The following is a 25,434-nucleotide window of genomic DNA, read 5'->3' as shown; positions in this document are numbered from 1 at the left end:
TCTCTCCTCACAGGTGGGCAGCGGCCGACATCGGCAGCCGGCACAGCATATCAGCCGAGCTGCGGCTCAGGCTCTACAGGAAGAGCCCTGAGACGAAGGTCAGGCAAGGCCGATGGCGGCCCCGCAAAAACCGGCGAGCAAGCGCGTGTACGGGCGTACATGAGCAGTGCGTCGGGGACGCCTAGTCGGGGACGCTTGGTCGGGTACGCCCAGTCGGCGTTGGCCTACCGGCGGTGTCCAACGCAGCATGAACGAGTATCAGGGCCTTTCGTACAGCGTCTAGAACGTGTAGTTGGCCGAGAGGTAGGTCTGTGCACTGCTGGTCAGGCGCAACGCGCCGGCCTTGGGTTCGTCATGCGGCGACACTTCCACGCTGGCGTTGCTGCGCAGGTAGCGATAGCCCAGTTCGACCGAGGCATTGTCGGTGAGCTGCTGGATCACACCGCCCTGCAGGCCGACCGCATAGCCGTAATCGGTGTCACGACTGACACCCGAGGAGGTCTGGGTGAGTTTGGTCATGCCGGCGCTGACGCCACCGAACAGCTTGGTGGTGTCGCCGACCGGGTAGAACAGGTCATAGCTGCCCAGCAGGTTTTCCTGGCGCAGTTTCAAACCGCTGTGCTCACCCGAGACGTTGTCGTAGGTCATGTAGTAGCGACCTTGCTCGTTCAGCTGCCCGAGGCGGATACCCCAGGTGCTGTCCTTGCCGATGATGCCGTCGCTGTTGAGGTGATCGGTGTTGCGCTGCAGCAGGCCGGACTTGCGCACTTTGTCGCTGGTCTGGCCATAGGTGAGGCTGGCGAAGGTGTCGTCGGCCTGGGCGGTGGTGGCGATACCGGCGGCGCACACGGCCATGGCGGCCAGCAGACTGTTGAGGGTTTTCATGAAGGTCACTCCCGTTTAGATGCGCTGAATGTGTCTGAGGGCTAGAGTAAGGAGCGCACACTGAACGACCGCTGAACCCTGGCTGAACCTCAGCTGAACGAACCTTTTGCTAGGAGTACCGCCCATGCGTTTCCCGCTCGCCCTGGTCTTGATGTGCAGCGCCGCCTTTGCCCAGGCGGCGGTGCAGACCCGAGAAATTCCCTATCAGGACGCCGACGGCAACCGCCTGGTCGGCTACTACGCCTACGACGACGCGCTCAGCGACAAACGCCCCGGGGTGCTCGTGGTGCATGAATGGTGGGGCTTGAATGACTACGCCAAGCGCCGCGCCCGCGAGCTGGCGGGCCTGGGCTACAACGCCTTGGCCATCGACATGTACGGCGACGGCAAGCACACCGAGCACCCGGCAGATGCCCAGGCCTTCATGGCCGCCGCCCTGAAAGACCCCAAGGCCGCCGCGCGCCGCTTCGACGCCGGCCTGGACCTGCTCAAGCTGCAACCGCAGACCGACAAGCACCGTATCGGCGCCGTAGGCTACTGCTTCGGCGGCAAGGTCGTGCTGGATGCGGCACGGCGCGGGGAAAAGCTTGACGGTGTGGTGAGCGTGCACGGCGCGCTGGTGACGCAAACCCCGGCCCAGCCGGGCGTGGTCAGAGCAAAGATCCTGGTAGAGCACGGTGAGGCCGACAGCATGGTCACCCCTGAGCAAGTGGCGGCCTTCAAGCAGGAGATGGCCGACGCCAAGGCCAATGTCGAGTTCGTCAGCCTGCCAGGCGCCAAACACGGTTTCAGCAACCCCGACGCCGATCGCCTGAGCCATGGCGAGCACGGCGGGCCTGATATCGGTTACGACAAGGCCGCCGATCAACGCGCCTGGGCGGACCTGCAGCGGTTCTTCAAGCAGGTGTTCCAACAGTGAAGGGAAAGGCCTGAGCCGCATGGCGTGCGGCCCAGGCCTGCGCGATAGGGCCTGTGCGTCTCAGACAGCGCGATCCTCCTGAGACCACCTCGCCTACACGGGCGCAACCACACGCGCTGCGCTGCAAGCCCATCACCACAGACCTCTACTGACCCCGTCCCGCTTCACGGCCGACCGCCGCAATGCGGCCTAGCCCCCCGCCACCATGAACTCGCGGTAGCCCGAAACAATCACGTACACAGCGAAGTAACAGAAGATCCCCGCCGAGACCAGGTACGACCAGGTCAACAAACGTGCTCCGAGCAAGCGGCCGCCGTGACTGGCCACCGAGCACAAGGTGGCCGACCAGACCAGCCCAGCCACGAAGAACCCCGTCAGAAACAACCCCGCCTCCATCCCACCGCCAGCCCCTGACCGGGAGATCAGCACCCCGCCCACCGCCGCGAACCAGAGAATCGCGCTCGGCGACGACATCGCCAGCACGATGCCACGCATGAATTCCCGCCAGCCGGACTCGACCTTCGCCTCTCCTTGCGCCTGCACGTGCCCACCGCGCCAGGCGGCCCACAGCATCTTCAGCGCAAACCACACCAACAATGCCGAGCCGCCCAGCCACAGCACCCAGCGCACCGCCTCGAATTGCAGCAGCACGGTCATGCCGGCCAGCGCGGCGATGGCGTAGATCAGGTCGCCCACGCAGGTGCCGAGCCCAAGCCAGAAACCCTGCAGAAAACCGCGCTGCATGGCGAGGGTGATCATGGCGATGTTGGCGACACCGATGTCCAGGCAAAGGGAGAGGCTGAGGAGGAAACCGTTGGAGAAGGGCATGCTGGGGCTCGTGAGTGAGATCGGCCGTCATTGAGGCGCAAGGGGGTGGAGTCGCCATGCTGGCAGCGAGCGATTGTACCGGTCGCGAACGCAGATGACAGCGACCTCTTGTGGTTGCCCGTGGCAGACAGGGGGCGCGAGGCCGACAGATTGCTTAGCAAGGGATGCCTGTCAACTCACGGTAAGTGCGGTGGTAAGCCCGGTTGCCTGTCGGTCGTTTCGACCCAGCCGTTGACGCCCAAGCCCTAGAGCAGCAACCCCCACAGGGCCAGTAGCGGCTGATCGCCTGCCGCCATCGCGTGACGCACGCCGGGCGGATTGTGCACCACTGCGCCCGACCCCGGCTGCCACCAGCCCCGCCCCTCCTGGTACCAGCGCCCCGGAGAAAACACCAGGTAGAACTCTTCGGGCGGATGCTCATGGAAAGGATAGGTGACCTGCGGCTCTAGGATCGCGACACCCAGCAGCAGCGATGTGCACGCGATGGGCGTGCGAGGGCCCAGCAGCAAGGCATGACGATGGCGTTCGACGAAATGGCAGTCTTCGCCGGGCGCTGCCTCGCGCTTCATCCAATCGGCATGTGCCAATAACGGCAGCATCGTCTCGAGCACGGGGCGCACGGAGGGCGTGGTCGCCCGGGCATCGTTCAATGCTCGATGAAACAGCGCAGCGAGGTACGCCGGGGCGTGTCGGCGCTGCGCATGTTCGGCGATGTCGCACGTGGCCGTTGCAAGCCTGTCGCAGCAGCGCGTAATGGCCGACTGCGGCCAGTCATGGCCCAAAGCAGCATCGAGTTGAGCTGACACGGCGTGGGTGAATCGACGGGTCGTGTCCAACGTCGCTCTAGAGGTAGAGGTAGAGACGGTCAACGGTCGACTCCTGCGCAAGACTCCAGCCCGGTCGGCAGAGCGAGCGCTGCACCGGGAAGACGGTGTCAGACAGCGTAGTACGTGCTGTCAAACAATGCTGCGCGCGCGCAAGCCAATGGTCATTGTCGGAGAAACAGGCAAAAAAAAGCCCCGTAGATTGGGTATCTACGGGGCTTTTTCGATATGGCGGAGAGATAGGGATTTGAACCCTAGGTACTGTTGCCAGTACAACGGATTTCGAATCCGTCCCGTTCGACCACTCCGGCATCTCTCCAGTGGCGCGCATGATACCAGCGATTTCTTCCAACGCAAACCTTTTTATCAAAAAAGTCGCGTGGTATCAGACGCTTGCGTGAACGTTTCGCTTACAGCGCAACGCCCAGGCGCTTGGCGACTTCTTCGTACGCTTCGATCACGCCGCCCAGGCCCTGGCGGAAGCGGTCCTTGTCCATCTTCTCGCGGGTCTCTTTGTCCCACAGACGGCAGCCGTCGGGGCTGAACTCGTCGCCCAGGACGATCTGACCGTGGAACACGCCGAATTCGAGCTTGAAGTCGACCAGCAGCAGGCCGGCGTCGTCGAACAGCTTGCTCAGCACTTCATTGACCTTGAGCGACAGCTTCTTCATCTCGACCAGTTGCTCGGCGGTGCCCCAGCCGAAGGCGACCACGTGCGATTCGTTGATGAACGGGTCACCTTTTTCATCGTTCTTCAGGAACAGCTCGAAGGTCGACGGTTCGAGCTTGATGCCCTCTTCCACGCCCAGACGCTTGACCAGGCTGCCCGCGGCGTAGTTACGCACCACGCACTCGACCGGGATCATGTCGAGCTTCTTGACCAGGCACTCGTTGTCGCCCAGAAGCTTGTCGAACTGCGTCGGCACGCCGGCTTCTTCGAGTTTCTGCATGATGAAAGCGTTGAACTTGTTGTTGACCATGCCCTTGCGATCGAGCTGCTCGATGCGCTTGCCGTCGAAGGCCGAGGTGTCATTGCGGAACAACAGGATCAAGCGGTCGGCGTCGTCGGTCTGGTAAACCGATTTGGCCTTGCCGCGGTAGAGTTCGTCGCGTTTTTCCATGGGGGGCTCCGCTTGCAGTGTGGGTGGGCTAGGCGATGTGGCGCCAGTCGAGCCCAGTGTCCTGGTTTGCCACCTGGAGCCAGTCCGGGTCGCACCCGAGGGTGTCGACGAAGCACTGGAGCGCCAGCTGTGGCAGGTTGTTCTTGCTGCTGAGGTGGGCCAGCACCAGGTGCTGCAAGGTGTTCCAGCCCAGCTCGGCCACCAGGTTCGCGGCCTGGTGGTTGTTAAGGTGTCCCTGGCTGCCACCGACGCGCCGCTTGAGAAACATCGGGTAGTGGCCGCGGGCGAGCAGGTCTCGGCAGTGGTTGGCCTCGATGAGCAAGGCGTCCAGCTCACGGTAATGCTCGAGCAGCCGCGCGTCGTAGCTGCCCAGATCCGTAAGCATGCCGAAACGTCGCGTGCCGTCGCTGATCACGTACTGCAAAGGCTCGAACGCGTCGTGTTCGACGCGCACGGCGCTGACCTGCAGATTGCCGATGCTCAGGCTCGCGCCGCATTCCAGAAAGCCTGCTGCCTCGACCGGCTTGCGCATGCCGCGCAAGGTGCCTTGGCTGAGGTAGACCGGAACATTGTAGCGCCGTGCCAGCAGCCCTACGCCATGCACATGGTCGGCATGTTCATGGGTGACCAGCACGGCGCTCAGTTGTGAGGCCGAAACGCCGAGCAGCGCCAGGCGCCGCTCGGTTTCGCGCAGGGAAAAACCGCAGTCGACCAGGATGAAGGTGTCATCACTGGCGACCAGCGTGCCGTTCCCTTGGCTGCCGCTTCCGAGGACTGCGAAGCGCACTTAGCCCAAGTGGTCCTGGATCAGGCTGAGCACGCGGCGCGCGACATCGGCCGGGGCCACGGTGTTGATGTTCTTCTCGACGGTGACCTGCACGTTCTCACCCACCTTGCTCAGGCGAACCTGATAGCGCTCGGCACGGGCTTCACGCTCTTGCTCGGTCGCTTCGCTGCCGAACAGACGGCCGAAGAAGCCGGGCTCGCGCTGCTTGTCTTCGGGTTTTTCCGACAGGTTGATGTAGTACAGGCCCAGGCTGCGGTTGATGTCTTCGACGCGCCACTGGCCTTGCTCCAGCGCACGACCCACGCCCGACCAGGCGCGATCGAGGTCCGAGCCCAGGTACAGGACCGGGTTGCCGCTGCCGTCTTCGCTGAGGTTTACGCGGCTCGGGGTGTCGAAGTCGCGCTCGGCGAGCAAGGACACCGAGCCGCCCTTGGCAGCGCTGCGGTTCATGCTGGCGAGCATTTCATCGACCAGCAGGGCGTCGACGCCGGTGTTGCTGGCGCTGGATGGGAACGCGGCGTCGGCGGTGCTGCCGGCAGGCCGCTCGATGCTGGTGATGTACACCTCACTGGAGTTGCGCTGCACACCCGGCTCGATGCGCACACGTACACGCACTTCGCTGTCGCCACTGCTGGCCGAACTGGCCAGACGCTGGCCAAGGGCGGCCGACAACTCGTCGAAACGCTGCCAGGTGGTATTGAATTCACCGGTCTGCGGACGCTCTTCGGCAATACGGAAACCGTTGTCCTCGAAGAACTGACGCGCCACTGGCCAGACTTCGGCAGGCGCGCGTTGCGCCAATACCCAACGGCTGTTGCCGCTGCGCTGCAGGCTGTAGTCGGAGGCGTCGCTGCCAGCGTTGAGCTGTTGCGGGCGCGGCACTTCGAATTCGGTCTTGGCGCCTTCATCGGCCACGTTGCGCGGAATCGGCAGCAGCGGATCAAGGCGTTTGACGTTCGTGGCGTCTTGCGGGAGCTGCATCGGCGCCGTGGAGTGGGCCTGCAGGTAGTCGCTGCCGCGGTCGCGGAAATAACCTTCGTCGCCCCACAACCAGCCGCAACCGCTGGTGCTGGAGATGATCACTGCTAGGGCGGATAAACCAGCCAGTCGCTTCATGCGGTGTACTTCCTCGATTAAACCAGTACGCCGGACTGGCGCAAGGCAGTACGGACTTGTTCGTGACAGCCTGCGCTCAGCCAGGTCAGCGGCAGGCGAATGCCTTGGTGCATCAGGCCCATTTCCACCAGCGCAAACTTCACCGGAATCGGGTTCGCTTCGCAGAACAGGTGCTTGTGCAATGGCAGGAGGGCTTCGTGGATGGCGCGCGCTTTCTCGGCGTCGCCGGCAAGCGCCGCTTCGCAGAGGTCGGCCATTTCACGCGGGGCGACGTTGGCGGTCACGGAAATATTGCCCTTGCCACCGAGCAGGATCAGCTCGACCGCGGTGGGATCATCGCCGGACAGCACGAGGAAATCGGCGCTGACGCCTTCGATGATGGCCTTGGCGCGGGCCAGGTCTCCGGTCGCTTCCTTGATGCCGATGATGTTCGGCACGGTGGACAGGCGGATGACGGTCTCGGCCTGCATGTCGCAGGAGGTGCGGCCGGGTACGTTATAGAGAATCTGCGGAATGTCGACCGACTCGGCGATGTGCTTGAAGTGCTGGTACAGGCCCTCTTGCGTGGGCTTGTTGTAGTACGGCACGACCAGCAGGCAGGCGTCGGCGCCGGCATTCTTGGCGTTCTGCGTAAGGTGCACCGCCTCGCTCGTGGAGTTGGCACCGGTACCGGCAATGACCGGAATACGCCCTTGAACACGCTTGACGACGAATTCGATGACCTTGATGTGCTCGTCCACGCTCAGGGTGGCCGACTCGCCGGTAGTGCCGACGGCAACGATTGCGTGGGTGCCTTTTTCCAGGTGGAAGTCTACAAGTTTGCCGAGGCTGTCCCAATCCAGACGCCCTTGTGCATCCATGGGAGTGACCAATGCCACCATACTGCCCGCAATCATGTAACTGCTCCTGCCGGAAAAAGAGAGCGGTAATGGTACTGGCGCCATCGGCCTTGTACAAGCGAAGCTGGCGGGTGGAGCATTCCCCTGGCGGCAGGATTTCGCTACCCTGCGCTCTTTGCTCGGTATCGCACGGCCTGCCAGGCCACCGACACGGCGCAACGCCCGTTCGCACGCCGCCTTGCAACAGCCGAAGGTCGGCATTTGCCGGTTCGCTACCGACCACTCATCGCTTTAGGAATGCTGCATGTCCACCCCTACCGTTCGCGAACAATTTCTTGTCATCAGCGCCCTGGGCCCCAACCCCATGGAGCTGGCCAACATTCTGAGCCGCGCCGCGTTCGACAATCGCTGCGCGGTAGTCACCTCGCGGTTGTCGCGCCATGGCGAAACCAGCGCACTGGTGCTGCAGGTCGGCGGCAACTGGGACGCCCTGGCGCGCCTGGAAAGCACCCTCCCAGGCCTTGCCAAGAAGCACGGCATGACCATCGACGTGGTGCGCAGCGCCGAGCAGGAGGTCCGCCCTCAGGCACTGCCGTACGTCGCCTATGTCAGCGCAGCGTATCGCCCCGACATCATCAACGAGCTGTGCCAGTTCTTCCTCGACCACCGCGTCGAGCTCGACGCCATGACCTGCGACACTTACCTGGCGCCGCAAACCGGCAGCAGCATGCTCAACGCCCAGTTCACCGTGATTCTGCCTGCCGGCACCCAGATCAGCTGGCTGCGCGACCAGTTCCTCGACTTTGCCGATGCGCTGAACCTGGATGCACTGATCGAACCGTGGCGCCCACAGAACCCTGTTTGAGGAACCCCGCATGACCGTCGCCCTCGACCAACCCGTGCCCGACTTCCAGGCCCAGGCCACCCATGGGTTGAGCGTCAACCTGGCCGAGCTCAAGGGCCGCCAGGTCGTCATCTACTTCTACCCCAAGGACAGTACCCCGGGCTGCACCACGCAGGGCCAGGGTTTTCGCGATCAACAGCCGGCCTTCGAGGCGGCCAATACCGTGGTCTTCGGCGTGTCGCGCGATGGCTTGAAGTCACACGAGAACTTCAAGGCCAAGCAGGGTTTCACCTTCGAGCTGATCAGCGACAAGGACGAAGCACTCTGCCAGCTGTTCGAGGTGATCAAGCTGAAGAAGCTCTACGGCAAGGAATACCTGGGTGTGGATCGCAGCACGTTCCTGATCGACCGCGACGGCGTGCTGCGCCAGGAGTGGCGCGGTGTGAAGGTGCCTGGGCATGTCGATGCGGTGCTGGCCGCGGCCCAAGCCTTGAATCAGCGCTGATCAGTTAACCGATCAGGTAACAGCCCCTTCGCCGCAAGGCGCCGCGCGGTCGCGCAGAGCACTCGGCTCTGTGCGGGCGGCCGGTCCGCGGCGTGCGCCGCCGACCACCGCCCAGCACTGCCCCGCTACAGCAGGGGTGCCACCGGCGGCTCTTGCCGTGGCCAGGCATCAAGCACCGCCTTGAACAGCGTCGCCAGTGGAATCGCGAAGAAAATCCCCCAGAACCCCCACAGCCCACCGAACAGCAACACCGCACAGATGATCGCCACCGGGTGCAGGCTCACCGCTTCGGAGAACAGCAGCGGCACCAGCACGTTGCCGTCGAGCGCCTGGATGATCGCGTACACCGCCATCAGGTAGATGAACTGATCGCCCCAGCCCCACTGGAACAGCGCGATCAATGTCACCGGCACCGTCACCACCACCGCGCCGACATACGGCACCACCACCGAAAAACCCACCAGCAGCGCCAGCAAAGCCGCATAATTCAGGCCCAGGCTGACGAAAGCGATGTAGGTGGCGATGCCGCAGATCAGGATCTCGATGCCCTTGCCGCGAATGTAATTGGCGATCTGCCTGTTCATCTCGTCCCCCACCCGGTTGAGCAAGGTGCGCTCGCGTGGCAGGTAGCCCGAGACCCAGCGCGCGATCATCTCGCGGTCTTTGAGGAAGAAGAACACCAGAATCGGCACCAACACCAGGTAGATCATGGCGCTGACCAGCAGCGGCAGGCTCGACAGCGAGAACGTCAGCGCCCATTGGCCGAACTTGCCGATCTCGCCACGCACCGATTCGATAGCGCGTAGCACCTGCTCATCCGAGACCAGATGCGGGTAGCGCTCTGGCAGCAGCAACAGCAGCGACTGCCATTTGCCGAGCATGCCCGGCAGCTCGTTGAGCAAGGTGATCAACTGATGCCAGAGCAGCGGCACCAGGATCAGCAGAAATGCCCCCAGCGCACCGAGGAACAGGGTAAACACCACCGCCACGGCGACACCCGAGGGCACCTTGAAACGCTCCAGGGTGTTGACCAGGCCCTGCATGAGGAACGCCAGCACCAGCCCGGCCAGCACGGGCGCCAGCATGCCACCGAAGGTCAGCACCAAGGTGAAGGCAAGGACCAGCAGCACGGCCAGCACCACCGCCTGTTCGTCGGAGAAGTAGCGCTGAACCCAGCTGCGAAGCACGTTGAACATTGAAGATCCTTGGAAAAGACTCAGGCCTTGCGCAGCCAGTAGGTGTACACGCCGCCCTCGACATGCGCGTCGACCAGGGCATGACCTGAGAGGCGGGCAAAGGTCTGGAAGTCACGTTGCGAGCCGGCATCGGTGGCGATCACCTTGAGTACGGCACCGCTGGCCAGGCCGTTGAGGGCCATTTTTGCCTTGAGCAAGGGCAGCGGGCAGGTCAGCCCGCTGGCGTCCAGTTCGATGGCGCAGGTGGGGGTGTCGGTCATGGGCTTCTCCGGGGCAAGGCAGGCGGCCGGCTAGCATAGCGCCACTGGTCGGTGACGTGTGAGCCGGCTACAGTAGACCTCTTTGACCGACGCGAGCTCCACGGATGAATCTACTGCGCCCTACCCTGCTGGCGTTGACCTGCCTGCTGGCCGCGCCTGGCCATGCCGACGATCTGCCGTCACTGGGCGATGCCAGCTCCTCGATCGTCTCTCCCAAGCAGGAGCACGACCTGGGCCGGGCGTGGCTGAGCCTGCTGCGCGGCAACGTCAAGCAGTTGAACGACCCGCAGCTCAAGGACTACGTCGAGACCAGCGTGTATCGCCTGGCCGAAACCAGCCAGCTGCAGGACCGGCGCCTGGAATTCATCCTCATCGACAGCCGCGAGCTCAACGCCTTTGCGGCGCCCGGCGGCATCGTCGGGGTCAACGGCGGGCTGTTCCTCAATGCTCAAACCGAAGGCGAGTATGTCTCGGTACTGGCGCACGAACTGGCGCACTTGTCGCAACGTCACTTCGCCCGCGGCGTCGAGGCGCAGCAGCGCATGCAGCTGCCGATGATGGCCGCGCTGCTGGCCGGGATCGTGCTGGCCGCAGGCGGCGGTGGCGATGCGGGTATCGGCCTGATCGCCGGCACCCAGGCCGCTGCGATTCAGGAGCAGCGGCGCTTTTCCCGGCAGAATGAGCAGGAAGCCGACCGCATCGGCATCCTCAACCTGGAAAAGGCCGGCTATGACCCGCGCAACATGCCCAGCATGTTCGAGCGCCTGGCGCGCCAGTATCGCTATGACGGCAAGCCGCCGGAGTTCCTGCTGACCCACCCGGTCACCGAGTCGCGTATTGCCGACACCCGCAACCGCGCCGAGCAGGCGCCCAAGGGCGGCGTCGAAGACAGCCTGCGTTACCAGCTGATTCGCGCACGCGTAGCGCTCACTTATGAGAGCACTCCGGGGTTGGCGGCCAAGCGTTTCCAGGCGCAGCTCGACGAAGACCCGACCCTCGACGCCGCCCGCTATGGCTTGGCTCTGGCGCAGATCAAGGGCGGCCGGCTCAATGAGGCGCGCGAGAACCTCAAGCCGCTGTTGGCCAAGGCGCCGACCGACATCACTTACAACCTGGCGCAGATCGACCTGGACATTACCAACAATCGACTGGCCGACGCTCAGCAACGCGCCGAACGCCTGCAAGGGCTGTACCCTGGCAACTACCCGCTGAACCAGATGCGGGCCGACCTGCTGATCAAGCAGAACAAGCCGGCCGAGGCCGAGCAGGTGCTGGACAAGCTGCTCAAGAATCGCCCGGAGGATCCGGACGTCTGGTACGAGGTAGCCGAAGTGCGTGGGTTGTCGGGCAATACCATCGGCCTGCACCGGGCGCGGGCCGAATACTTCACGCTGGTGGGCGATTTCGACCAGGCGGTGCAGCAGCTCGATTTCGCCAAGCGCCGCGCTGGCAGCAACTTCCCCCTGGCCTCACTGATCGACCAGCGTCAGCGTGAAATCATGGAGCAGCAGCGCATGGTCAAGGACATGATGCGCTAGGGCAGCTGTGCGGGGGGATTGCGAGTCCTGGCGCGGCTACTGCCGCGATGTGAGCCTGCACACCGCGGTGTCTGTAGAAGCGGCTATTGCCGCGACGTGAGCCTGCATACCGCACTCTGTAGAAGCGGCTGTTGCCGCGATGGGCGGCGCAGCCGACCTGGGGCTGCACCCCCTATCTCCCTGCTGTTTCGCGGCGCCTGAATCGGGCCGGCGTTGCCGGCCATCGCGGCGGCTCCGAGCGCCGAGGTAGCCACTACTTACCCCAGCGCTTACGCGTTACCCGACACCTTCATCCGCGCCGCCTGGGTGAAATCGAGCATGCGCTGCAACGGCTTCACGGCCCGCGGAATCAAGGCTGGGTCAACGGTGATCTCGTTACTGCCAGTGCGCAGACAATCCAGTGTGCGTTCCAGCGTGTTCATCGCCATCCACGGGCAATGCGCGCAGCTGCGACAGGCCGCGCCATTGCCGGCAGTGGGGGCCTCGATGAACGTCTTGTCCGGGCACAGCTGCTGCATCTTGTAGAAGATGCCGCGGTCAGTGGCGACGATGAAGGTGGTGTTCGGCAGGGTTTGCGCAGCCTTGATCAGCTGGCTGGTGGACCCCACGGCATCGGCCAGGTCGATGACCGACTCCGGCGACTCCGGGTGCACCAGGATCGCTGCATCCGGGTACAACGCCTTCATGTCGGCCAACTGGCGCGACTTGAACTCTTCGTGAACGATGCAGGCCCCGTCCCACAGCAGCATGTCGGCGCCGGTCTGCTTCTGGATGTAGCGGCCCAGGTGCTGGTCCGGCCCCCAGATGATGGTTTCCCCGTTGTCCATCAGGCTCTCGACGATTTCCAGCGCGCAGCTGGAGGTCACGACCCAATCGGCGCGGGCCTTCACGGCCGCCGAGGTATTGGCATACACCACCACGGTGCGCTCGGGGTGCTTGTCGCAGAACGCCGAGAACGCTTCTACCGGGCAACCCAGATCAAGCGAGCAGGTGGCTTCCAGCGTGGGCATGAGAATGCGCTTGTGCGGGGTGAGGATCTTCGCTGTCTCGCCCATGAAGCGCACCCCGGCGACGATCACCGTGTCGGCGGCATGGTCGCGACCGAAGCGGGCCATTTCCAGCGAGTCGGACACGCAGCCGCCGGTTTCCTCGGCCAGCGCCTGGATGATCGGGTCGCAATAGAAATGCGCCACCAATACCGCATTCTGCGCCTTGAGCTCGGCCGCGATGGCGGCGCGGCAATCAGCTTGCTGCGCAGGCGTCAAGGGATGGGGTTGCTTGGCATCAAGGTGGGCTTGAACCAGGAGACGTTCGGAAATCTGGGTCATGATCGCTGGACCTGCGGGCGCGCATGCGCGTCAGTCGAGAGTATCACCAGGCCCTGGCAAATCGGCTAAAGGTGCCGGACGGCGGGGCTGGGCACCGCGTCACGGCCCATCTGCGGGCCCGGATTGTTATGGACGCCGAAGGCTACAGAGAATCGGATCAATTCAAAAGCGATATTTGCCAGCGGCTGCGGCACCGTACAGTGCATGCCGAAACCGCTGTCAGGCCCTGCTCAGCAACGCAGCAGGGCCGTGCTCAGGTCACTGCGGTACAGGCATCGAAGCGATCGAGGCGAGCATCATGATGAAGTCCTGAACGGGCATTTTCTTGCCGTTGAAATCGACCATGCCATCGGCGTAGTGCAGCGTCGATACCACGTCGTCACCGTTCACGGTGGCCAGGCCGGTCTGGGTCGCCATCACCCCCAGCATCTCGCCCGCCTGGCTGGCTTGCTGGGCAATGGCCTGGGTATCGGACTGGCCGCCCAGCAGTGCCTGCAAGGTGGCCAGGTCGCCCACCATCATCTTGGACATCGACAGCTTGCCATCGAGCTTGGAAACCAGTTGCTGGCCCAGCTGATCAGGCGGCAGGTCGAACGAGGTCGGGTTGCTGAAGTCGATCGCCAGCTTGAACTGGCTGGTACCCCGGGCCGTCTTGAACGACAGGTCTTCGATCTCGGCTGTGGGCTTGGCCGCCAGCAATTTCTGCAGCTCGCCTTGCACCTTGGCGCGCTCTTCGTCGGTCATCTCGATCTTGGGGAAATCCTGACCCTGAACGGCGGCCTGCTGAATCTGCGGCAGCTTGCCTTGATACCACTCGGACAGCGCGCGCATGGCCGGGATGTCGACCGAACGGAAGTTCAGCACCATCTGCCCGCTGCCCACGGCGCGGTTGGCGTAGTTGATGTCCGACACCTTGTATTCCAGGTGCCCGCCCAGGCGGTCCTTGCCTTCGAGGCTGTACAGGTTGTTCTGCTCAAGGCCCTTGAGCAGCAGCACGTCCTGCTTCGGACCCAAGGTGGCCTGCAATTGCGAGAGGAACAGGTCGAGCTTGCCGACGTAGACCATCTCATGGTCGGTCTTGGTCAGGTCACCGCCGATCTTGAAGCCTTCCATGACCACCGTCGCGGGTGGACGGTCGCCAACGACTTTCATTTCCAGGCGGTCGGCAGTGCCATGAATCTTCACGGCGCTGCCATCACGGTCGCCCGAGACCTGCAGGCGCATGCCGGCGAAGTCGACACTGCTGCCGTTGCCCTGGGTGACTTTCATCGGCGCCACACGCAGATCGCTGTCGATACCGCCTGCATACCCCAGGTCGACCTGCCCGGTGAGCGGGGACTGGCCGCCTGCCGCGTCGAAGAAGGCAGCCGTCTGCGGGTCCTTGACCAAGGCGCTGTTGCTGGTGGCCATCACGGGCAGCAGCTTGAGCGACTTGACCCGCGACCAGGGGAACGGACCATGTTCGATGTGATCGGTAACGGCCACCTCGAAGTTGAGCGGCTGGCTCTGCCCGCCCATCCACACATCCTTCACCTTCAAGCGATACTGCGCATCGCTGGTAAAGAAGTGCCGGTCAAGCGACACCAGCTCGACGTTCATGGTCCCGCCGGTACCGGCTGCGGCGTCTTTCAGCTCGGCGTTGGTGCGGGCGATGGAGCGCTCGAGCTCGGCGGGAATCTGCTTGCCGGTGTACCAGGCGCCACCAACGGTGACAGCGGCGATGGCAACGGCCAGGCCGCAGAGAATACCTACTGATTTCTTCATGAATAGAACCGGTTGCTGTCCATAGAGGCGACGCGGGGGAGCCGCGCGGGGTGGAAGAATATCACCGTGTGACGTGGCGTGGGGCAGGCGCAGGTGTCGCCGCCCTACCTCAGTGATCTGCACAGCCAAGACAACCAATATCGGACAAGATTCCCGCAACGCCGGGTGACCGGCCAGCGTACCCACGCGTCAGAGCTGAGGAAGGCGCGGATCGAATCGAGCGATCGGCAGTCAATTGTCCGCCCGCCCGAGCCTGCACTTGCTTTTCTCCATTGGACTGCCTTGATGCCCTCTTCGACACCCTCGCCCGCCACGCGCTGCCAACGCCTGAAAGCCGCCAGCCACCGCGACCATGACAGCGTCGACACGCTGGTGATGGCCGCTCGTCCCTTCGCCGACCGCGAGCGCTATGGGCGCTTCTTGCAGGTCCAGCACCATTTCCACGCCAGCCTGCTGGGGCTCTACCACGATGCCCAGCTCAATGACTGGCTGCCGGGCTTGCACGAGCTGTCTCGTTTTGCAGCGCTTGAAGCTGACTTCCACGACCTGGCACTGCCGCTGCCGGCAACCCCTGCACCGGTGCAGGTCGATGCCGCGCAGGCCCTGGGCTGGCTGTACTGCAGCGAAGGCTCGAATCTGGGCGCGGCGTTTCTGTTCAAGCACACCCAGCAACTGGCGCTCGACGCCAGCTTCGGCGCTCGCCATCTGGCCGCGCATCCGCACGGGCGGGCGTTGCACTGGCGTGCGTTCGTCGAACAGGTCGATGGCTTGGCGTTGCAGGAACAAGAAGAGGCGCAGGCGGTGGCGGGGGCGATTGCAGCGTTCGACCGTTACCGAGCACATCTGCGCACGGTGTTCGGCGAGGATTGCAACGGCTGAAGGGGCTGGCCGCTGCGTCGGCCAACCCCCTCAATGTGACGCGCGGCGAATTACTTGCCGGTCCACTCCTTCACGCGCTCAGGGTGCTTGGCGACCCAGTCTTTGGCAGCGGCTTCGGGTTTGGCACCGTTCTGGATGGCCAGCATCACTTCGCCGATCTCATCCTTGGACTGCCAGGAGAACTTCTTCAGGAACTCGGCCACTTCCGGCGCTTTGGTTGCCAGTTGCTTGCTGCCGATGCTGTTGACGGTTTCGGCATCACCGAAGACTTTCTTCGGGTCTTCGAGGAACTTGAGTTTCCACTTGGCGAACATCCAGTGCGGCACCCAGCCGGTCACTGCGATGGATTCCTTCTTGTTGACGGCTTTGCCTAGCTCGGTGGTCATTGCGGCGCCGGAACTGGCCACCAGCTTGTAACCGGTCAGGTCGTAGTCCTTGATGGCTTGATCGGCCTTGAGCATCACACCGGCACCGGCGTCGATGCCGACGATCTTCTGTTCGAAGCTGGTATCGGTTTTCAAGTCAGCGATGCTGTTGGCCTTGACGTACTCGGGGACGATCAAGCCGATCTTGGCGTCTTTGAAGTTGGCGCCGTAGTCGACCACCTTGTCCTTGTTCTTGGCCCAGTACTCGCCATGAGTGACGGGCAGCCACGCTGACAAGGTGGCGTCAAGCTTGCCGGTCGATACGCCTTGCCACATGATCCCTGCGGCAACGGCCTGCAGCTTCACGTCATAGCCCAACTTTTCTTTGATCACTTCGGCGGCCACGTTGGAGGTCGCGACACTGTCCGACCACCCTTCCACGTAACCAATGCTCACTTCCTTGGCCATCGCTTGCGCAGCGCCCATGGCCAGTACCAGGGCGCTTCCCACGCCCAGTAAACGTCGCATTTTCATCAAAGCATCCCCGCGTCAGGTCTTATTTGAGATGCCATCATCCACCTGCACGCCCAGCAGACCCGCTCTATGTGCGACCTTTAACGCACCCTGCGCGACAGTACTTGGCCATTAACGTCATGGACTGACAATGGCCTGCGCGATCCTTGCATGCCAAAGGATTGGCGACGGGCTACTATCACCCGGCCGCTGGCCAGGCCTGTACCCGGGCTGCATCCATGCACCGGGCCATGCGTGCCTGAACGCGCCAGCCCAACCGCCCGCCCCCGACGATGGACCGCCCGATGCCCAGCACTACCCGCCTGCTCCTGCCGCTCTATGCGATCGCCTGCGTGCTAGCCCTGCTGGGGCTTGGCGCGCTCTGGTACGGGCTGGGCAAGCCGGTCGACCTGGCCGATGCCGCCAGCCCCACGCACAAGCTGCAATGCGCCTCCTATACGCCATTCGACAAGGACCAGTCGCCATTCGACCAACCTTTCCAGCTGCGCCCGGCGCGCATGGACGCGGACCTGGCGCTGCTGGCTGAGCAATTCGAGTGCATTCGCACCTATTCCATGACCGGTCTCGAGGCCATTCCCGCCCTGGCGCGCAAGCACGGCCTGAAAGTGATGCTCGGCGCCTGGGTCAATGCCAACCCGGTCGACACCGCCCGTGAAGTGCAGCAACTGATCGCGTCGGCCAACGCCAATCCCGATGTGGTCACGGCGGTGATCGTCGGCAACGAAACGCTGCTGCGCAAGGAAATCACCGGACCGGCGCTGGCCGCCCTGATCAGCCAGGTCAAACGCCAGGTGTCGGTGCCGGTCACCTATGCCGATGTCTGGGAGTTCTGGCTGCAGCACCCGCAGATTGCCCCGGCAGTGGATTTTCTGACCATCCACCTGCTGCCGTACTGGGAAGACCAGCCACGCGACATCGACGATGCCCTGCGGCACGTCGCCCAGGTGCACCAGCGTTTCGTCGAGCAGTTCGCGCCCAAGCCCATTCTGATCGGCGAGACAGGCTGGCCCAGCGAGGGCCGCCAGCGTGAGACCGCCGTGCCCAGCCGGGTCAATGAAGCGCGCTTCATTCGTGGCGTGGTGGCTCAAGCTGAAGCGCACGGCTGGCGCTACAACCTGATCGAGGCCTTCGACCAACCGTGGAAACGCGCCAGTGAAGGTGCCGTGGGCGGCTACTGGGGGCTGTATGACGCCGACCGACAAGACAAGGGGATTCTTGAAGGGCCGGTCAGCGACCTGGCACTGTGGCCGCAATGGTGGCTGGCCAGTGGCCTGCTGATGCTGGCCACCTTGCTGCTCGCAGGTCGCCCGCGCGATGCGCGCGCGGCGGTTGCCCTGCCGTTGCTGGCCGCGTTCGGTGCCGGCTGCCTGGGCTTGTGGGGTGAGCTGATGCGCACCCACGCGCGCTTCCCGGCCGAGTGGGCGTGGGCGGTGTTGCTGGCACTGCTCAGCGGCCTAGTGCTGGCCCATACAGCCCTGGCCCTGAGCCAACGACAAGGCTGGCGCCAGCGACTGTTCGCACGTATCGAGGGGGTGGGCGGTTGGCTGGTGATCGCCGCCGGGTTTGCTGGCGCGGTGAGCACACTGGAAATGGTCTTCGACCCGCGCTATCGCAGCTTCCCCACCACTGCTCTGGCGCTACCGGCCGTGGCGCTGCTGTGGCGACCCCTGCCGGCAGCGCCACGCGAATGTCTGTTGCTGGCCGCTATCGTCGGCCTGGGCATCGCCCCGCAGTTGTATCAAGAGGGGCTGCGCAGCGCACAGGCGTGGGGTTGGGCGCTGGTCAGCCTGGCAATGTGCCTGGCACTGCTGCGCTGTTGGCAGCGGGGTCGGCGCTGAGCCTCCTCCGCCTCAGGCTTGCCGGCGCACCAGGCGCAGCCCCGCCAGGACCACGGCGAACACCGCCAGGCTGGCGGTGTACAGCACCAGTGCCGGCACCCCCAGCAGCACTGCCAGCAGAGCCAGTAGCCGCCCGCTGCGCCCAGCCAGCAGCTGCGCCACCACCGCGCAGGCCAGGGCGCTCCAGGCCAGCACCTGGAAATGGATCATCAAGCCGAGCCCGCCGCGCACCGCGCACTGCCAGGGCCCGTCAGCCGCGGCGCACAGTCCGACCCACTGCGCATCTTCCATCAGCGCATAACGCACCCCATAGCTCGCTGCCAGCAGCAGCGCCAGCGCCAGCATCCCACTTACTACAGTCATGCCACGCGACATGCGGCCCTCCGGGCTTTCAGGCGGTCCGAAGGGAGCCAAGGCCCTTCACACATTCGCTACAGACAGGCGTAGCGGCAAGGGCTATGTTGCATCAAATTGGCCCTTGCTGCGCCATTGATCGTCACGGCAATCTCTGGGGCGATAAACAGCTGCGTCGTGCGGCAACTTTGCTCAAGGCGCTGCGGTCCTACTGACGTACTGTCTTGCTGCTTTTCCTGGGGAACTCCTTGATGCTTCGATCATTGCGCCTTGCTGCCGCGCTGTGCGGCTCGCTTCTGGCCGCTTCTGCCTCGGCGCGGGATATCGACGCGGCCAGCTACGGCTTTCCGCTGACCAACCCGTTTGAGGCGACCATCGCCACCACACCGCCCGAAGACCGCCCTACGCTGCCCAGCGACGAGGACATCGATCAGAAGGACTACAGCCTGACGATGCGCCCCGAGCGCGCCTTCACGCTGCCCGACAACTTCTGGTCGGTGAAGAAACTCAAATACCGCCTGGCCCGCCAGGATCACGCCGCGCCGCTGATCTTCATCATTGCCGGTACCGGGGCGCCGTACTACTCCAGCATCAACGAATACCTGAAAAAGCTCTACTACCAGGCCGGCTACCACGTGGTGCAGCTGTCCTCGCCCACCAGCTGGGACTTCATGAGCGCCGCCTCGCGCTTCGCCACCCCAGGTATCAGCCAGGAAGACGCCGAAGACCTCTACCGCGTGATGCAGGCCGTACGCGCCCAGCATTCGCGCCTGCCGGTGACCGAGTTCAACCTCACCGGCTACAGCCTCGGCGCACTGGATGCGGCGTTCGTCAGCCGCTTGGACGAAACCCGGCGCAGCTTCAACTTCAAGAAGGTGCTGTTGCTCAACCCGCCCGTGAACCTCCACACCTCGGTCAGCAACCTGGACAAGCTGGTGCAAACCCGCGTCAAGGGCATCGACCGCAGCACCACCTTCTACGAACTGATGCTGGAAAAGCTCACCCGCTACTTCCAGGAAAAGGGCTACGTCGACCTCAACGAAGCTTTGCTGTACGACTTCCAGCAGTCGCGTCAGCACTTGTCCAATGAGCAGATGGCGATGCTCATCGGGACCTCGTTCCGCTTCTCGGCAGCCGACATCACCTTCACCTCGGACCTGATCAACCGCCGCGGCCTGATCATTCCACCCAAGTTCCCGATCACCGAAAGCACCAGCCTGACGCCGTTCTTCAAACGTGCCCTGCAGTGCGATTTCGAGTGTTACTTGAACGAGCAGGTGATCCCGATGTGGCGCGCGCGCAGCGATGGCAACAGCCTGCCGCAATTGATCGACCAGGTGAGCCTGTACGCCTTGGCCGACTACCTGCAAAACAGCCCGAAAATCGCGGTCATGCATAACGCCGACGATGTGATCCTCGGCCCGGGCGACATTGGTTTCCTGCGCAAGGTCTTCGGCGACCGCCTGACCCTCTACCCGCACGGCGGCCATTGCGGCAACCTCAACTACCGCGTCAACAGCGACGCCATGCTGGAGTTCTTCCGTGGTTAATCGACTGCTGATCGTCACTGCCCTGTTGCTTGCCGGCCACGCCCAGGCTGCCGAAGTCGCGCCGCGCGCCAGCGTGGTCGAGGCCGACCCGATAAGTGCGCCGCAAGCCGAGCTGCATGCCGGCCCGGACGGCTTTCTCAACCCGCTGAGCGAGCTGAAATTCAACCCAGGGCTCAACCAGCGTGAATTCGAGCGCTCCACGCTCACGGCGCTGAACGTGTATGACCCGCTCGAATCGTTCAACCGGCGCGTCTACCACTTCAACTACCGTTTCGACCAATGGGTGCTGCTGCCAGCGGTCGACGGCTACCGTTACATCACCCCGCACTTCGTGCGCACCGGGGTGAGCAACTTCTTCAACAACCTCGGCGACGTTTCGAGCCTGTTCAACAGCGTGCTGCAGCTCAAGGGCGAGCGCGCCGGGCAGATCACCGCACGGCTGATGTTCAACACCATCATCGGTGTGGGCGGTCTGTGGGATCCCGCGACCAAGATGGGCCTGCCGCGCCAGAACGAAGACTTCGGCCAGACCCTGGGCTACTACGGTGTGCACGATGGCCCGTACATCATGCTGCCGATCTTTGGCCCCTCGAACCTGCGCGACACGACCGGGCGCGTAGCGGACTACGCTGGCAATCAGTCGATCAACTACCTGAATGTGGCCGAAGCCAGCCGTCACCATCCGGAAATCTTCGGCCTGCGCGCTGTCGACGCGCGCTACAACACCAACTTCCGTTACGGGCAGCTCAACTCGCCGTTCGAGTACGAGAAAGTCCGCTACGTCTACACCCAGTCGCGCAAGCTGCAAATCGCCGAATAAGCCGCTGCCAGCGGCTCAGGCCCTGCCGGGGCGCGCACTGCGCCCCGGCGTTCGGCCGGCGCACCGCGCCCCTTACCGATCGATAGACTGCGCCGCCCGGAACTCACGCCAGGCGGTTGCCCGGGCGTGGCTGCACGGTTGTGGGCCTGGGGTGGGCGCCAGCACAGCAGCGGATAAGGGTAAGAGGAGCCCGCCCAGCGCCGCATGCTTGCTGGCGCGGGCGGTGACTCCACGGCCTCTAGCGCTTTCTCTTCTCGTACAGGGGCGCTGCGCCTTCGGGGCGTGACTTGAAGCGGCGGTGCGCCCAGAGGTACTGCTCCGGGCATTCGCTCAGCACGCTTTCGACCCATTGATTGATGCGCAGGCAATCGGCCTCGTCGCTTTCACCCGGGAAGTCGGCCAGCGGCGGGTGCACGACCAGCCGGTAGCCACTGCCGTCAGCCAGGCGACGCTGGGTGAACGGGATCACCCGCGCTTTGCCCAGGCGGGCGAACTTGGTGGTGGCCGTGACCGTGGCGGCCGGGATACCGAACAACGGCACGAACAGGCTCTGCTTGGTGCCATAGTCCTGGTCGGGTGCGTACCAGATGGCTCGGCCGCTGCGCAGCAGCTTGAGCATGCCACGCACGTCTTCGCGCTCCACCGCCAGGGAATCGAGGTTGTGTCGTTCACGACCACGGCGCTGGATGAAATCGAATACCGGGTTGCTGTGCTCACGGTACATGCCATCAATGGTGTGGACTTGACCGAGCAACGCAGCGCCCACTTCCAGGGTGGTGAAGTGCACCGCCATGAGAATGGCGCCCTGCCCGTCACGCTGGGCGGCTTGCAGATGTTCCAGCCCTTCGATATGGGCCAGTCGGGCCAACCGCGCCTTGGGCCACCACCAGCTCATGGCCATTTCGAAGAAGGCAATGCCGGTGGAGGCGAAGTTTTCCTTCAGCAGGCGCTGCCGCTCGTCGCCTGACAGGTGCGCAAAACACAGTTCGAGGTTGCGCGCGGCGATACGCCGGCGCTCGCCAGCGACCCGGTACATCACCGCACCGAGCGCCCGGCCAATGCCCAGCAGCAGCCGATACGGCAGCTGCACGATCAGCCACAGCACGCCCAGGCCCAGCCACAAGGCCCAGAACCGCGGGTGGAAAAAAGCGGTGCGAAAACGCGGACGATCCATTGCAACTTCCGGTAAGACAAAGGCCGGGCATTCTACAACCTTTGACCGCCGGTTGCGGCCCATCGCGGTTTCTCGCTATAAGTCAGGGCACTTTTTCCGTAACAAGCCGTCTATGCAGACCATGAGCCTGAACCAGATCCCCGACACCTCCGCCGCTTTCCAGCTTAAGGGCAGCATGCTGGCCATTACCGTGCTGGAGCTGGCGCGCAATGACCTGGATGCACTTGACCGGCAGCTGGCGGCAAAAGTGGCCCTGGCGCCCAACTTTTTCAGCAATACGCCGCTGGTGCTGGCACTGGACAAGCTGCCCGCCAACGCCGGTGCGCTCGACCTGCCGGCGCTGATGCGCATCTGCCGGCACCACGGGCTGCGCACGCTGGCCCTGCGTGCCAGCCGTATCGAAGACATTGCTGCCGCCATCGCCATCGACCTGCCGGTGCTGCCGCCGTCAGGGGCCCGCGAGCGGCCGGTCGAGCCCGCACCTGAGGTAAAACCGCCCGAACCTGCACCGGTCATCGCTGCGGAGCCGGAAATCCGACCCACGCGCATCATCACGGCGCCGGTACGCGGCGGCCAGCAGATCTATGCCCAGGGCGGTGACCTGGTGGTGACCACTTCGGTCAGCCCGGGTGCGGAGCTGCTGGCCGACGGCAACATCCATGTGTACGGTGCCATGCGTGGCCGCGCACTGGCCGGTATCAAAGGCAATACCCGCGCCCGTATCTTCTGCCAGCAGATGACCGCCGAAATGGTGTCCATCGCGGGCCAATACAAAGTTTGCGAAGACTTGCGCCGCGATCCGTTGTGGGGTTCGGGTGTTCAAGTCAGTCTTTCTGGAGATGTGTTGAACATCACCCGTCTTTGATCAATACTTGCCGCCATTTTTATTGATGTTCTTTTTATAGCAACTTTAATACCGTTGCCATTTTTGTGTATTTACTGGGACTTCGGTTCCGTTTTCTAGGGGTGACCTACCTTGGCCAAAATTCTTGTAGTGACTTCCGGCAAAGGGGGCGTGGGCAAGACCACCACCAGCGCCGCCATCGGTACCGGTCTCGCCCTGAGCGGCTTCAAGACTGTAATTGTCGACTTCGACGTCGGTCTGCGTAACCTCGACCTGATCATGGGCTGCGAACGCCGCGTGGTGTATGACTTCGTCAACGTGGTCAACGGTGAAGCCAATCTGCAACAGGCACTGATCAAGGACAAACGCCTTGAGAACCTGTTCGTGCTCGCCGCCAGCCAGACCCGCGATAAAGATGCCCTCACCACCGAAGGCGTCGAAAAAGTATTGATGGAGTTGAAGGAAACCTTCGACTATGTGGTCTGCGACTCGCCTGCCGGTATCGAGAAAGGCGCTCACCTGGCCATGTACTTTGCCGACGAAGCGATTGTTGTCACCAACCCTGAAGTGTCCTCGGTGCGCGACTCCGACCGCATCCTCGGTTTGCTGGCAAGCAAGTCGCAGCGCGCCGAGAAGGGCGAGGATCCGGTGGTCGAACACTTGCTGATCACCCGCTACAACCCGCAGCGCGTAGAAGACGGTGAAATGCTCAGCGTCCAGGACGTACTGGATATCCTGGCGATCAAACTCAAGGGCGTGATTCCTGAGTCGCAAGCGGTCCTCAAGGCGTCGAACCAAGGTGTGCCAGTCATTCTCGACGACCAGAGCGATGCAGGCCAGGCTTACAGCGATACGGTCGACCGCATCTTGGGCAAAGAAAGGCCGCTGCGTTTTGTCGACGTGCCTAAGAAAGGATTCTTCGAGCGCATTTTCGGGAGCAAATAAACCATGAACCTTTTTGACTTCTTTCGTGGCAGGCAGAAAACCACCAGCGCGTCGGTAGCGAAAGAGCGTCTACAGATCATCGTGGCGCACGAGCGCGGTCAGCGCAGCACACCGGACTATTTGCCAGCCTTGCAGCAAGAGCTGCTCGATGTCATTCGCAAATACGTCAACATCGGCAACGACGATGTTCAGGTGGCGCTGGAAAACCAGGGCAACTGCTCGATTCTCGAATTGAACATCACCCTGCCCGAGCGCTGATCGAGCACCCGAAACTGACTGAACCCCGTTCAGCCAGCGTAAAAGGGGGAGCGGCCTTGCGCCGTCCCGGCATGAGCCACCCGCCGTTAACGGGTATAGTGGCGCACTGACCGAGACGGCGAAGCGCCGCTCCCTTTTCGTTTCCGCCTGCCAACGCCCGTAGGCATCAGCCGAGAGCCCGCAATGCCGCTGTCGAACGTCCAGATTCTCCATGAAGACGCCGCCATCCTGGTGATCAACAAACCTACCCTGCTGCTGTCGGTGCCCGGCCGGGCCGACGACAACAAGGATTGCCTGATCACCCGCCTGCAGGAAAACGGCTATCCGGACGCGCTGATCGTGCACCGGCTGGATTGGGAGACTTCCGGCATCATCCTGCTGGCCCGTGACGCCGACAGCCACCGCGAGCTGTCACGCCAGTTCCATGACCGCGAAACGGAAAAGGCCTACACCGCGCTGTGCTGGGGCCAACCCGCACTGGACAGCGGCAGCATCGACTTGCCCCTGCGCTACGACCCACCCACCAAACCCCGTCACGTGGTCGACCATGAGCAAGGCAAGCAGGCGCTGACCTTCTGGCGCATCGTCGAACGCTGCGGCGATCACTGCCGCGTCGAGCTCACCCCGATCACCGGGCGCTCGCACCAGTTGCGGGTGCACATGCTGTCGATCGGCCATCCGCTGCTCGGCGATCGGCTGTATGCCAATCCGCAGGCTCTGGCAGCCCATGAACGCCTGTGCCTGCATGCGAGCATGCTCAGCTTCAGCCACCCGCAGAGCGGCGAGCGCCTGACCTTCCAGTGCCCGGCACCGTTCTGAGCTGAACGACGCGGCCACTGCGCTGAGTCAGGACCTGGACGTCAGAAGCGGCTAGGCTTGAGCCTTCGGACCTGCTGAACAAGGACGCTCTCCATGTCGCCGTTTCTTTCATTGATGCTGCCGGTGCTCACCGGCCTGTTGCTCCTGACCATCGGTTTCAGCCTGCGTGAGCGTGATGTGGGTGTACTGATGATGTGGTGCGGTACGATCGGCGTGTTTGGCACCGTGTGCTGGAAGATCCTTGAGAAACTGGCCTGAAAAATCTCTACACTCGGGCCATCGTTCGTCCTGAGGTTCTTT

Annotated in this window: 27 protein-coding genes and 1 tRNA gene; 13 read left to right on the top strand and 15 right to left on the bottom strand. The window is 63.4% G+C overall.

Annotated elements, in window-relative coordinates:
• Positions 1-279: 279 nt before the first annotated feature.
• Positions 280-885, bottom strand: a complete 606-nt coding sequence (locus tag SJI00_RS01085; RefSeq protein ID WP_322459918.1) for an outer membrane protein — start codon at positions 883-885, stop codon at positions 280-282.
• Positions 886-1,009: 124 nt separating this feature from the next.
• On the opposite strand from SJI00_RS01085, the gene SJI00_RS01080 reads away from it, so the two are divergent.
• Positions 1,010-1,804: a dienelactone hydrolase family protein gene (locus SJI00_RS01080; RefSeq protein ID WP_322459917.1), complete on the top strand. Its 795-nt coding sequence runs from the start codon at positions 1,010-1,012 to the stop codon at positions 1,802-1,804.
• A 189-nt stretch (positions 1,805-1,993) separates the two neighbouring features.
• On the opposite strand, the gene SJI00_RS01075 is transcribed toward SJI00_RS01080, so the two are convergent.
• The 7 genes from SJI00_RS01075 to dapA all read right to left on the bottom strand — a co-directional run bounded on the left by SJI00_RS01075 (position 1,994) and on the right by dapA (position 7,376).
• Positions 1,994-2,632, bottom strand: coding sequence for a LysE family translocator (locus SJI00_RS01075; protein ID WP_322459916.1), 639 nt, complete (start codon positions 2,630-2,632; stop codon positions 1,994-1,996).
• A gap of 245 nt (positions 2,633-2,877) precedes the next feature.
• Complete coding sequence (locus tag SJI00_RS01070; RefSeq protein WP_322459915.1) at positions 2,878-3,468, bottom strand: dimethylsulfonioproprionate lyase family protein; 591 nt, start codon at positions 3,466-3,468, stop codon at positions 2,878-2,880.
• A gap of 217 nt (positions 3,469-3,685) precedes the next feature.
• Positions 3,686-3,775, bottom strand: a tRNA-Ser gene (locus SJI00_RS01065).
• Between the two features lie 91 nt (positions 3,776-3,866).
• Positions 3,867-4,577 (bottom strand): phosphoribosylaminoimidazolesuccinocarboxamide synthase, encoded by a 711-nt coding sequence (gene purC, locus SJI00_RS01060; protein WP_322459914.1) that lies wholly within the window; start codon positions 4,575-4,577, stop codon positions 3,867-3,869.
• A gap of 28 nt (positions 4,578-4,605) precedes the next feature.
• Positions 4,606-5,364, bottom strand: coding sequence for an MBL fold metallo-hydrolase (locus tag SJI00_RS01055; RefSeq protein WP_322459913.1), 759 nt, complete (start codon positions 5,362-5,364; stop codon positions 4,606-4,608).
• Positions 5,365-6,480, bottom strand: a complete 1,116-nt coding sequence (bamC, locus tag SJI00_RS01050) for an NlpB/DapX family lipoprotein (RefSeq protein WP_322459912.1) — start codon at positions 6,478-6,480, stop codon at positions 5,365-5,367. It lies immediately after the preceding gene.
• Positions 6,481-6,497: 17 nt separating this feature from the next.
• The gene (gene dapA / locus SJI00_RS01045; protein ID WP_322459911.1) at positions 6,498-7,376 is read right to left on the bottom strand and encodes a 4-hydroxy-tetrahydrodipicolinate synthase; all 879 of its coding nucleotides are present in this window, start codon (positions 7,374-7,376) and stop codon (positions 6,498-6,500) included.
• Between the two features lie 247 nt (positions 7,377-7,623).
• On the opposite strand from dapA, the gene SJI00_RS01040 reads away from it, so the two are divergent.
• On the top strand, positions 7,624-8,184 hold the full coding sequence (locus tag SJI00_RS01040) for a glycine cleavage system transcriptional repressor (RefSeq protein ID WP_038412467.1): 561 nt from the start codon (positions 7,624-7,626) through the stop codon (positions 8,182-8,184).
• Between the two features lie 10 nt (positions 8,185-8,194).
• A complete protein-coding gene (locus SJI00_RS01035) occupies positions 8,195-8,668 on the top strand; it encodes a peroxiredoxin (RefSeq protein ID WP_322459910.1) in 474 nt (157 codons plus the stop codon).
• A 125-nt stretch (positions 8,669-8,793) separates the two neighbouring features.
• Here SJI00_RS01035 and SJI00_RS01030 read toward each other — a convergent pair whose 3' ends face one another.
• Positions 8,794-9,864, bottom strand: a complete 1,071-nt coding sequence (locus SJI00_RS01030; protein WP_322459909.1) for an AI-2E family transporter — start codon at positions 9,862-9,864, stop codon at positions 8,794-8,796.
• 20 nt (positions 9,865-9,884) lie between these two features.
• A complete protein-coding gene (locus tag SJI00_RS01025) occupies positions 9,885-10,124 on the bottom strand; it encodes a sulfurtransferase TusA family protein (RefSeq protein WP_322459908.1) in 240 nt (79 codons plus the stop codon).
• Positions 10,125-10,228: 104 nt separating this feature from the next.
• On the opposite strand from SJI00_RS01025, the gene SJI00_RS01020 reads away from it, so the two are divergent.
• Positions 10,229-11,662, top strand: coding sequence for a M48 family metalloprotease (locus SJI00_RS01020; protein ID WP_322459907.1), 1,434 nt, complete (start codon positions 10,229-10,231; stop codon positions 11,660-11,662).
• A 269-nt stretch (positions 11,663-11,931) separates the two neighbouring features.
• Here SJI00_RS01020 and nadA read toward each other — a convergent pair whose 3' ends face one another.
• Together nadA and SJI00_RS01010 are read right to left on the bottom strand one after the other, a co-directional pair.
• Complete coding sequence (nadA, locus tag SJI00_RS01015; RefSeq protein ID WP_322459906.1) at positions 11,932-12,990, bottom strand: quinolinate synthase NadA; 1,059 nt, start codon at positions 12,988-12,990, stop codon at positions 11,932-11,934.
• A gap of 258 nt (positions 12,991-13,248) precedes the next feature.
• Positions 13,249-14,754: a YdgA family protein gene (locus SJI00_RS01010; RefSeq protein ID WP_322459905.1), complete on the bottom strand. Its 1,506-nt coding sequence runs from the start codon at positions 14,752-14,754 to the stop codon at positions 13,249-13,251.
• A gap of 285 nt (positions 14,755-15,039) precedes the next feature.
• Here SJI00_RS01010 and SJI00_RS01005 point away from each other — a divergent pair, with 285 nt between their 5' ends.
• Complete coding sequence (locus SJI00_RS01005; RefSeq protein WP_322459904.1) at positions 15,040-15,633, top strand: biliverdin-producing heme oxygenase; 594 nt, start codon at positions 15,040-15,042, stop codon at positions 15,631-15,633.
• Between the two features lie 50 nt (positions 15,634-15,683).
• Here SJI00_RS01005 and SJI00_RS01000 read toward each other — a convergent pair whose 3' ends face one another.
• On the bottom strand, positions 15,684-16,532 hold the full coding sequence (locus SJI00_RS01000) for a glycine betaine ABC transporter substrate-binding protein (RefSeq protein ID WP_322459903.1): 849 nt from the start codon (positions 16,530-16,532) through the stop codon (positions 15,684-15,686).
• Between the two features lie 272 nt (positions 16,533-16,804).
• Between SJI00_RS01000 and SJI00_RS00995 the strand changes: the two genes are divergently transcribed.
• Entirely contained in the window at positions 16,805-18,370 is a 1,566-nt protein-coding gene (locus SJI00_RS00995; protein ID WP_322459902.1) for a glycoside hydrolase family 17 protein, read from the top strand.
• 12 nt (positions 18,371-18,382) lie between these two features.
• Here SJI00_RS00995 and SJI00_RS00990 read toward each other — a convergent pair whose 3' ends face one another.
• The gene (locus SJI00_RS00990; protein ID WP_322459901.1) at positions 18,383-18,745 is read right to left on the bottom strand and encodes a hypothetical protein; all 363 of its coding nucleotides are present in this window, start codon (positions 18,743-18,745) and stop codon (positions 18,383-18,385) included.
• 230 nt (positions 18,746-18,975) lie between these two features.
• Between SJI00_RS00990 and SJI00_RS00985 the strand changes: the two genes are divergently transcribed.
• Both SJI00_RS00985 and SJI00_RS00980 read left to right on the top strand, forming a co-directional pair.
• A complete protein-coding gene (locus SJI00_RS00985; protein WP_322459900.1) occupies positions 18,976-20,274 on the top strand; it encodes a serine/threonine protein kinase in 1,299 nt (432 codons plus the stop codon).
• Complete coding sequence (locus SJI00_RS00980; RefSeq protein WP_322459899.1) at positions 20,267-21,094, top strand: MlaA family lipoprotein; 828 nt, start codon at positions 20,267-20,269, stop codon at positions 21,092-21,094. The genes SJI00_RS00985 and SJI00_RS00980 overlap by 8 nt, the downstream gene beginning before the upstream one ends.
• 238 nt (positions 21,095-21,332) lie before the next feature.
• Here the strand turns inward: SJI00_RS00980 and SJI00_RS00975 are convergent, their stop codons facing one another.
• Entirely contained in the window at positions 21,333-22,268 is a 936-nt protein-coding gene (locus SJI00_RS00975) for a lipid A biosynthesis lauroyl acyltransferase (RefSeq protein WP_322459898.1), read from the bottom strand.
• A 112-nt stretch (positions 22,269-22,380) separates the two neighbouring features.
• Here SJI00_RS00975 and minC point away from each other — a divergent pair, with 112 nt between their 5' ends.
• The 5 genes from minC (at position 22,381) to SJI00_RS00950 (ending at position 25,392) form a co-directional block, all read left to right on the top strand.
• Positions 22,381-23,133 carry a septum site-determining protein MinC gene (minC, locus tag SJI00_RS00970; protein WP_322459897.1) on the top strand — a complete coding sequence of 251 codons (753 nt, stop codon included), beginning with the start codon at positions 22,381-22,383 and terminating at the stop codon, positions 23,131-23,133.
• A gap of 111 nt (positions 23,134-23,244) precedes the next feature.
• The gene (minD, locus tag SJI00_RS00965) at positions 23,245-24,057 is read left to right on the top strand and encodes a septum site-determining protein MinD (protein ID WP_322459896.1); all 813 of its coding nucleotides are present in this window, start codon (positions 23,245-23,247) and stop codon (positions 24,055-24,057) included.
• A gap of 3 nt (positions 24,058-24,060) precedes the next feature.
• Positions 24,061-24,315 carry a cell division topological specificity factor MinE gene (minE, locus tag SJI00_RS00960; RefSeq protein ID WP_312935233.1) on the top strand — a complete coding sequence of 85 codons (255 nt, stop codon included), beginning with the start codon at positions 24,061-24,063 and terminating at the stop codon, positions 24,313-24,315.
• Between the two features lie 183 nt (positions 24,316-24,498).
• Positions 24,499-25,134: an RluA family pseudouridine synthase gene (locus tag SJI00_RS00955; protein WP_322459895.1), complete on the top strand. Its 636-nt coding sequence runs from the start codon at positions 24,499-24,501 to the stop codon at positions 25,132-25,134.
• Between the two features lie 93 nt (positions 25,135-25,227).
• Positions 25,228-25,392, top strand: coding sequence for a hypothetical protein (locus SJI00_RS00950; RefSeq protein ID WP_322459894.1), 165 nt, complete (start codon positions 25,228-25,230; stop codon positions 25,390-25,392).
• The last annotated feature ends 42 nt before the right edge of the window (positions 25,393-25,434 follow it).

Source organism: Pseudomonas gebzensis (assembly GCF_034427815.1).
Taxonomy (GTDB): domain Bacteria; phylum Pseudomonadota; class Gammaproteobacteria; order Pseudomonadales; family Pseudomonadaceae; genus Aquipseudomonas.
The sequence above is the reverse complement of the archived record's forward strand: the minus strand, read 5'-3'. Positions and strand labels throughout refer to the sequence as shown.